This is a genomic window from Bacteroides gallinarum DSM 18171 = JCM 13658 (assembly GCF_000374365.1).
Taxonomy (GTDB): Bacteria; Bacteroidota; Bacteroidia; order Bacteroidales; family Bacteroidaceae; genus Bacteroides; species Bacteroides gallinarum.
On the sequence record NZ_KB894165.1, the window covers coordinates 21,520 to 27,851 of the forward strand.

Below are 6,332 nucleotides of genomic sequence, written 5' to 3' on the forward strand. Positions count from 1 at the left end.
TGTCTTTGCCGTCGCTTCTCGAGAAAAGCGGCGGCTTTTTGTAATGAAGGAGATTAGAATGAAAGTAAAGTTTATAAGCCTTGCAAGCGGTAGCAGCGGTAATTGCTACTATGTAGGCACAGAGAAATATGGAATACTCATCGACGCCGGTATCGCAGTACGTACCATAAAGAAAGGACTGAAGGAAGCGGGTGTCAGTATGGAGATGATACGCGGAGTGTTCGTTACTCATGACCATGCCGACCACATCAAAGCCGTAGGCGGCTTGGGTGAAAAATTGAATATACCTGTCTATGCGACGGCGCGTATTCACGAGGGCATTAACAAAAGTTACTGTATGACGGAAAAGCTGCATTCGTCCGTCCGTTATCTGGAAAAGCAGCAGCCTATGCAACTGGAGGATTTCCGCATCGAGTCGTTCGAGGTTCCTCACGACGGGACGGACAATGTGGGCTATTGTATCGAGATAGACGGCAAGGTGTTCTCTTTCCTCACAGACCTCGGCGAGATAACCCCTACTGCGGCACAGTACATCCGTAAAGCCAACTACCTGATATTGGAAGCCAACTACGATGAGGAAATGCTGCGCATGGGTACTTATCCCCCCTACCTGAAAGAACGCATAACGAGCCGTACCGGGCATATGAGCAACATCGCCACCGCAGAATTTCTTGCCGGGAACATCACGGAACACCTGCAATATATCTGGCTCTGCCATTTGAGCAAGGACAATAATCATCCGGAACTGGCTTATAAAACCGTCGAATGGAAGTTGAGGGAGAAAGGTATCATTGTGGGTAAGGATGTGCAGCTCTGCGCTTTAAAGCGGACTACGCCTTCGGAGTTATACGAGTTTGAGTAGAAAAAGTATCGGTTTCATCGCAAAAAGTCCGGGTATTGTTTGCAGAATAAAATAAAAGGACTACCTTTGCACCCGCAAATAAGAAATCATAATGCACTCTTAGCTCAGTTGGTAGAGCAACTGACTCTTAATCAGTGGGTCCAGGGTTCGAATCCCTGAGGGTGTACGAAGTAAAAAGGTAATTCAAAGAGAAACTCTGAAAATCAATGATTTTTGGAGTTTTTTCTTTTATGAGCCCTAACAAAATATAGAAATATATAGAAATAACCACAGGCTTATCCGTGGGACTTTTTTTGAGAAAAGAAAAAGCCTACTTTTCACATCCTATTTCATTGTTTTTCAGCTTCTTGTATAAACCGCAAAACGTTTTGTGATGTTTCTCCAAATCATTTCGTGAGTGTTTTACACCTATTAACACAAAACGAATTGCGATTTTTCTATTTATTTTCCAACACAAATTAAAGAGTTCTCAAAGAGTACTTAAAAGTACCTCAAATCATATAAAATTGCTATATTTGTATATATAAAGAGGCATGTGCACCTAAATCTATAAATATGGTAGGGGCTTACAGCTTCTTATCATAACTTGAATATGCCTCAATCTGTGGTATTCTACGGATAATTCCCTTTCCTATATTCTCCAAACATCTGTTCAAGGTACGAAGCATTGCCGGGATAATTTCATTCTCATAAAAAGTGCGGGGACGTACATTGTAGTCTATTTTTATAATCTCCTGCTCGCAAATATCTCCCGTGTCATATCCAGAATCAGCCCAAAACCATGTTGCGGCAGTTATCGGTTCATTTCGTTTGTAAGCCCATTTGATAGAGGATGCACCACGTCCGTATGGTAATGGGGAGGGATGGAATATCAATGTTCCATGGACTGGGATTTTCAGTTCCTTTTCTGATATTTTTTCCGTTAAGAGGGGGGCAACAGCTAAATGGTACATGGTAAGGCCTTCACTCCAGACCTGATATCCTTTTTCTCTAATAAACAACTCTGTAAATTTGTATGCTCTTGTCTCCTTATTTCCTAATATCTTGATTATCATTGTCGCCTATATATTTAAATGCTTGAATTGCCCTGAAATGTCTGCCATAACTGATAGTAGCATGCCTTCTACCTTCACCATACAAAAGTGCCCCAGTCTGTATCCATAATTTAGAGTGCCGTAGCGCGCCACACAGTTGCGGGTGGGAAGTATGGAAAAACACAGGTAGTTTTTTTCCACATCTCCCATTGCCCTGAAGGTGGTACTCACATACAGCCGCTAAAAATTTTGTACCGACACCAATCCCTTGCCATTCGGGAAGAACGACCAAGCGTGTCGAACGGTACGCTTTGGCTGTAAACAAAGGAGTGACGGCCAAATGACAAACAGGCTCCTTATTAATGAAGCCGACAAAATACTCTGCAGCTACCGGCATGGGTAAATCTAAATAATAATGCTGCTTAAACAGTCTTGGGAATACAGTTCCCCGGACTTTATAAATTTGAAGTTCGAGTTGCGGACGCTGCCGAAGACAGTCACGGTCGTAAAACCGTGCCTCCGCTGTATCATATACCCAATCGGGCTGTAACCATTCAATAATATCATAATGGCAGGAAAGCAAGACTATTTGTCCTTTACCGCGCCGCCAAGTTTTGGCAAATGCTGCAGCTCCTACTTTGGCAATCTGCCGGTCTATTACCGATGTAAATTCGTCAACTACTGCACAGTCTGGGCGCTCCGAAGCCAAACGTGCTAAACCAGCACGGAATTTTTCACCGTTACTCAGGACGTGGAACGGGCGAAGCCACGCCGGAACGTCGCCGAGCCCTACTGCTGAAAGCATTCCCGTTACGGTGTTAAAATCACCATCTGGCGTAATACAGTCAATAATCGGTTTATCCTTTTCCCAACCGGAATAAAGGTCATAAATTCCAACACCGGAGAACAGTCTGGAGCCTATACTGGTTTTGCCACTACCGGAAGGCCCGACTATTAGGCCTATTTGCCATTTTTTCCCTTCAATGGGTAGTTCAACAGTCTTTTCCCAATCACAACCGTTTTCGGCGTTAAACAGACTTTTGACTCTTGCCGAACGGTAGCTATCAAAATCGCGGCAATGGTGTTTTATCTCTATCTTCATACGCTCACGATTTTTAATATTAATCCCTCTTTCTTCAAACGCTCGTAAATCGTTTTCTGTTCTTCCTCATCTTGGCAGATGACAATCACGCCATACTGCGGTTTATAAGTGTATTTACCCATATTTTTCACCTTAATTGTTTGAATGCAAAAATATTAATTTGAAAAACAGGATAACAACTACTCAATAGAGGTTACGCTGCACAAGTTTTGCATCCTTTTCCTTTACTTTATTCGGCGGACTCTATGAGGAACAATGGGAAATATAGACTACTCTTACTTATGAGCTATACATTTAATTCAAAGCGGACTGTTTCGTCACCTGCAATCAGTAAACGAGTGCCAAGAATGTTATTCTCATAAATATGTACGTTTCCCAAATAAAGGGTAATTGATTTCAAAGGAAGTTCTATCTGCCGTGCCATGAGGTACAAGTGGTAGATATCGGAAGGTAATCCGAGGTTTGCGTCACTGCTACGTTGATAGGCGGACAAGACCAATTCTTTATTATCAATCTGAAACTGTACAAGACTTAGGCAGGGTGCCTGATTACTTTCAGCCCCAGTTTCACCAAGAAAAAGTATGTAGTTTTTGCTGTTACGTTTCTCCCTGTTGATTTTTGCAATCAGCGGTGGTAACCTTTCGAAGTATGTCGGGTAACTGTTTACCAGAATGGAACCATAGTAGTCCCACCAGTTAATGCCCACTTCCCTATATTTCTCAACACAGCGCTCACCCTGCATAAACAGTTGTAATTCATTCCGGAGTTTTTTACGGGCAATATTATGCCCTTCAAAGATGTCAAGCAAATCCGCCGGCGTGAGCGTCAAAACCTCATTAAGAAGGTACTGTATATTTCCCTTCTTGTTTGATTGCATCTTTCCTGTGGCGAGTATTTTGTTCAGGATTTGGTAGTACTTATTCATAGTCGTTCCCTCCTTTTTAAATTGAAACACTTCAAAGGTAAAGGGAACGATGTAATCCTCGATATCAAACGAAACATTTACACTGTAAGTATCTTACAGTCACTCTGAAATCGTTTAATCAGTGCGTAAACCTTACGTTCACTTACCGAATACTTTTCCGATAACACAGCTACAATATATGATACTTTTTCGCCTTGGTTCAATAGGTAAGTATAGTCTGCATATAAGTCAATATACCTGGTATCTTCCAAGCGGATGCCAGCTGCCTGGAGCTTTTTCAGCAGTTCTCGGTTAAAGTTTAATATCTCAATCACTTTCATATAGCCAAAATTTTATATCTTTGCATTGCCAATCATTTTTAAACAATAAAATACACCCAAATAGCGCGGCAGAGGGCTTTGCCCCCGGTTGCGCGCTATTTGGGTGTGTTGTTAAAAGTGATTGGCGTTACTATTTAACAGGCCGGGGGCTTTTTCATCCCCTTCAATGAGTTTCGATTAGTGTCACAAATATACATCAAATTACACTATAATAGAAAAGCTTATTCAACCAAGTACCTCGGGGACTTCGGTGATTGCAGGGCAGAACAACACGCTCTCCGATAGGGGCGGAACAGTTACTTTCATACAGTCGGAAAGTGGGAAAAAGGTGTCTGTGTCACTCTCGCAGACCAAAGGTACGGAAGGTTGGAACTACACGTTTGAAGTCAGCCCGTCCTCACTCTCATTTGATGCCATAGGCGGTACGAAACAGGTTTCTGTGCCTTCGTACAGGCGCCAGACGGTTAACGGCATTGAAAACGGGGTGCAGGAGAACGTCGGGTATTCTTCTTCAGCTTCCGGGGACGGATTTAGTTCTGACGGAACTGCGGTGACGGCAGCAGAGAACCAGGCAACTGATACCCGAAATGGTTATATAACTTTCACGCAGAATGACAGTGAGAAATCCATGCAGGTCTCTCTATCCCAAGCAGCCGGAATTGTCACTACTGAGTATTACCTGGCAGCTAATCCGGACGAGATAAGGTTTCATAATGGCATAGAAGGGGATGCTGTTTCAGAAATAACCAGCGAACTGCGGACGGTAGTTAACGGGCATGTCATAATTGGCAGAAGGGAGGTAGACTGGACATATGAGACTTATTATGCATCTACCCAGGAAGGAGACCCGGAAGGTTCTATTGATGTTTACAAAAAATCAACCGGTATGCGGTTTATTTATCAGGGGCAGGATATCACATGGATGGACCAAGGGACTAAAATGGGGTGCAGAATCACTCAAAAAGAAAGCGGTAAGGAGATAGAACTTGATGTGCAAATTGTTGGCTGATAAGAAAAATAAGCAACCGGGCAAGACTATCTGTCCGGTTGCTTATTTAATTATTAACCTTGTGTATTTTGTATTAACTTGAATATTCCTCTATCTTAACCACATACCTAAAACCTTCATCTTTTTCTGGAGATATGGAAACAATCTCGTATACAGTCAGCCAAAGGTCCATTTGGTCGTAAAAATATTCCCCTTCTGTATCACCTTTCCTGAATCTGAATGTATCTGTAAAATCTTCGTCTATGTCCGGTCCGCCAGTATTGTATCTGCGAGAGCCTTTAAGTGTTATATAAACGTCAGAAGTCAAAGGATACTCGGCAGTAACAAAATAACCGGTATAATGACTCTGCGGTTTGAAAATGATAGTATTTATTATCACCTTTTCCTGTAACAGATTTACTGATACCTGTTTTCCGCTATTGTTTTGTGTGAAAGTGACAATCCCCCTACGAGTAGCCTCTGTTGAGGTTGCTTCCGCTGTCACAGAAGTTCCGTCAGAACTAAAGCCTGTTGCGCCAAATGAGAGTAAGGAGGAACCGCCCCCAAACATATAATTCCAATCTTATCTGAAAGTGTAAAGAGCGCAATCCTATCAGGATAGACAAATGCAAACTTCATCATTAGACATACACAAGAGTGAAAATCGTCCCGTTGTAGCTTCGGGGAGTAAGCGAACTGCTTGCGTACACGAAATTCCCCATTTTTACATAGGCGCTGGTGGACGCTTCCGTCGTTTCCGGACCCAATTTAACACTAAGCGTCATTTGGGTACTTCCTAACTTCGCAATGGTAAAATCCACTTTGACCTCTGTAGGAAGCGGTGCCGTACTCCATATTTTAAAATTTGTGTAGTCATCCGTGCTTCCTTTGGAGGCTTTGACGTAAATCTCCTGTTTGATGCCCGCCTGCTGCGTTACTATTATCTCAATCTTTTTTTCACTTTCTTGCTGTGTGAACATGACGGAACCGGTACGGTCGGAGAGCATGTTGTTCTGCCCTGCAATCACCGAAGTCCCCGAGGTACTTGGTTGAATAAGCTTTTCTATTATAGTGTAATTTGATGTATATTTGTGACACTAA

Annotated in this window: 9 protein-coding genes and 1 tRNA gene; 3 read left to right on the forward strand and 7 right to left on the reverse strand. The window is 42.6% G+C overall.

What is annotated here, in order from left to right; genetic code table 11:
• Positions 1-58: 58 nt before the first annotated feature.
• Positions 59-862: an MBL fold metallo-hydrolase gene (locus C233_RS0119035; RefSeq protein WP_018669120.1), complete on the forward strand. Its 804-nt coding sequence runs from the start codon at positions 59-61 to the stop codon at positions 860-862.
• A gap of 93 nt (positions 863-955) precedes the next feature.
• Positions 956-1,028, forward strand: a tRNA-Lys gene (locus tag C233_RS0119040).
• 400 nt (positions 1,029-1,428) lie between these two features.
• Here the strand turns inward: C233_RS0119040 and C233_RS0119045 are convergent.
• The 5 genes from C233_RS0119045 to C233_RS0119065 form a co-directional block, all read right to left on the reverse strand.
• A complete protein-coding gene (locus C233_RS0119045) occupies positions 1,429-1,917 on the reverse strand; it encodes a formyltransferase family protein (protein ID WP_018669121.1) in 489 nt (162 codons plus the stop codon).
• Entirely contained in the window at positions 1,892-2,998 is a 1,107-nt protein-coding gene (locus C233_RS0119050; RefSeq protein ID WP_018669122.1) for a GNAT family N-acetyltransferase, read from the reverse strand. Before C233_RS0119050 ends, C233_RS0119045 begins: the two co-directional genes overlap by 26 nt.
• Positions 2,995-3,120 (reverse strand): hypothetical protein, encoded by a 126-nt coding sequence (locus tag C233_RS25000; RefSeq protein ID WP_009122580.1) that lies wholly within the window; start codon positions 3,118-3,120, stop codon positions 2,995-2,997. The genes C233_RS0119050 and C233_RS25000 overlap by 4 nt, the downstream gene beginning before the upstream one ends.
• A gap of 164 nt (positions 3,121-3,284) precedes the next feature.
• The gene (locus tag C233_RS0119060; RefSeq protein WP_025069146.1) at positions 3,285-3,923 is read right to left on the reverse strand and encodes a thymidylate synthase; all 639 of its coding nucleotides are present in this window, start codon (positions 3,921-3,923) and stop codon (positions 3,285-3,287) included.
• 77 nt (positions 3,924-4,000) lie between these two features.
• Positions 4,001-4,243 carry a hypothetical protein gene (locus C233_RS0119065; protein WP_018669124.1) on the reverse strand — a complete coding sequence of 81 codons (243 nt, stop codon included), beginning with the start codon at positions 4,241-4,243 and terminating at the stop codon, positions 4,001-4,003.
• Between the two features lie 250 nt (positions 4,244-4,493).
• On the opposite strand from C233_RS0119065, the gene C233_RS0119070 reads away from it, so the two are divergent.
• Positions 4,494-5,252: a BACON domain-containing protein gene (locus C233_RS0119070; protein WP_018669125.1), complete on the forward strand. Its 759-nt coding sequence runs from the start codon at positions 4,494-4,496 to the stop codon at positions 5,250-5,252.
• 73 nt (positions 5,253-5,325) lie between these two features.
• Here the strand turns inward: C233_RS0119070 and C233_RS0119075 are convergent, their stop codons facing one another.
• Both C233_RS0119075 and C233_RS0119080 read right to left on the reverse strand, forming a co-directional pair.
• Entirely contained in the window at positions 5,326-5,802 is a 477-nt protein-coding gene (locus tag C233_RS0119075) for a hypothetical protein (RefSeq protein WP_026314931.1), read from the reverse strand.
• 70 nt (positions 5,803-5,872) lie between these two features.
• Positions 5,873-6,259, reverse strand: coding sequence for a hypothetical protein (locus C233_RS0119080; RefSeq protein ID WP_018669128.1), 387 nt, complete (start codon positions 6,257-6,259; stop codon positions 5,873-5,875).
• Positions 6,260-6,332 lie beyond the last annotated feature (73 nt).